General features: G+C 65.8%; 1 protein-coding gene and 1 pseudogene. Both read left to right on the top strand.

Features of this window, described 5'->3' with window-relative positions:
* A pseudogene (locus tag VFM98_RS25375) lies at positions 1–187 on the top strand (D-hexose-6-phosphate mutarotase); the annotation flags it as partial.
* Positions 188–485: 298 nt separating this feature from the next.
* Entirely contained in the window at positions 486–1,823 is a 1,338-nt protein-coding gene (locus VFM98_RS25380) for an IS110 family transposase (RefSeq protein ID WP_325112668.1), read from the top strand.
* The last annotated feature ends 241 nt before the right edge of the window (positions 1,824–2,064 follow it).

Below are 2,064 nucleotides of genomic sequence, written 5' to 3' on the forward strand. Positions count from 1 at the left end.
GTTCACCGACACGGTGGTGTGGAACCCGGGGCCGGCGAAGGCCGCGCAACTGGGCGACATGCCGCCGCAGGATTGGCAGCGGATGCTGTGCATCGAAGCCGGCGCCATCGGCCAGCCGGTGCACCTCGCGCCGGGGAAGACCTGGCACGGGACGCAGCGGTTGGAGGTGAGCGGGCGGGATACGTGACGGCGGCCGTGTAGCGGCGTGCCGATTCGTAGCGGCTTAAGCCCAGGCGGAGCCTGGGCTTGGTGGTGCGAAGAAACACTGCGGGGTACAAGGGGAACGGCAGCGCCGCGATGACCGCCCAGCCACTGGTGCGAGCGCGGCGAAGTCACCCGCCGTCTGCGAGCCCGCTTCGTAGCATGGTCCCGGGTTTCGTCGGTGCCTTTGGCGAGCGGCGCAAGCCGCATCCCGTTTGAGAGAGTGAGTCGACCTCGACGATTCCCATGGCGCTGCCGTTCACTCTTGATGATGGAGCAGCGCCATGCCCGTACGCAAGCAACAGGACGAAGTTTTCCCTAATTCCGCAGCCGTAGACGTCGGTGCCTCAGAGCACTGGGTATGCGCCGCACCGCGCCTGGCCGAGCAGGCCGACTGTGATCCGGTGCGCAGGTGCGGCGCCATGACCGACGACCTCCACGCACTGGCCGATTGGCTGCTTGGGCTTGGTATCGAGTACGTGGCGATCGAGTCCACCGGCGTGTACTGGATTCCGCTGTATGACGTGCTGGAAAGCCGCGGCCTGAAGGTCTGGCTGACCGACACCAGGCAGACGCGCTCGGTGCCGGGGCGCAAGAGCGACATCCTCGACTGCCAATGGAACCAGAAGCTTATGGCCTTGGGCCTGTTGCGTCCCAACTGGCGGCCTGAACAGGACGTGCGCGTCATCCGCGCGGTCTGCCGTCAACGCGACACCCTCATCGCCGAGCAAGCTTCCTGGGTGCAACGCATGCAGAAGGAGCTGGTTCAGATGAACATCCAGCTCGCGGAGGTGCTCAGCGACGTGATGGGCCAAACCGGCGAGGCGATCATCCGAGCGATCGTGGCCGGCGAACGCGACCCACGGCAGCTGGCACGCCACCGCAACCGCCGCGTCAAGGCAAGCGTCGCCGAGGTGCAGCGGGCACTGACAGGCAATTGGCGCGAGGAGCACCTGTTCGTCCTCAGCCAGGCGGTGACGATGTACGACGCTCTTGGCCAACGCATCACCGAGTGCGAGCGCAAGCTGCAGGATCTTCTCGGCAGCCGTACCTCCCACCACGTTGATCTCGGCCGGCCCCCCAGGGCGGGCACAAAGGCACGCAAGGAGTTCGATTTGCGTCAGATGCTGGCCGACTGGACTGGCGTGGATCTCACCCGAATCAATGGCATTCAAACCACCACGGCGCTGAAAGTCCTCAGCGAGCTCGGACCACGAGGGGCGCAACGTTTTGCCACGGTCAAGCGCTTCTGCTCTTGGCTCGGTCTATGCCCCGGCACCAAGATCAGCGGCGGCAAGATTCTCTCCGCCCGCACCAAATTCGCCGCCAACCGCATTCGCCAGGCGCTCAAGACGGTCGTCATGTCCTTGCGCCATAGCGACTCCGCCTTGGGTGCCTTCTACCGCCGTCTATGCCTGCGCATGGACACTCCCCGCGCCAATACCGCGGTGGCTCACAAGCTTGCGCGCATGATCTATTTCATGCTCACGCGCGGCGAGGCCTACGTGGACCGAGGGCAAGAACACTACGAGGAGCTACAGCGTCAGCGCAACATCGCCGCGCTCAAACGCCGTGCAGCAGCGCTCGGTTTCCAGGTCCAGCAAATACCCGAAGCAGCATAAGACCTGCGAACATCAAATGTGTTTCTTGAGAGGCGGGTGCCGGAGCTGGGCTTTTCGTAGGCTGGTGCTGGAGCGAAGCGAAAGCCCAGCGATGCGCGAGCGCAGGGGAGCGCTGGGCTTCGGCGGCCGAGGCGGTCGCCTCCGGCCGCGCTCAGCGACCAGCCTACGAGCTGGCCCCCGCCTGGCCGGGAACCGCGGCGCTCGTCGGCACCGGCGCCGTTTCCGCCACCCCCGCCCGCGC

The sequence above is a fragment of the Ramlibacter sp. genome (genome assembly GCF_035706265.1).
Classification (GTDB): domain Bacteria; phylum Pseudomonadota; class Gammaproteobacteria; order Burkholderiales; family Burkholderiaceae_C; genus Ramlibacter.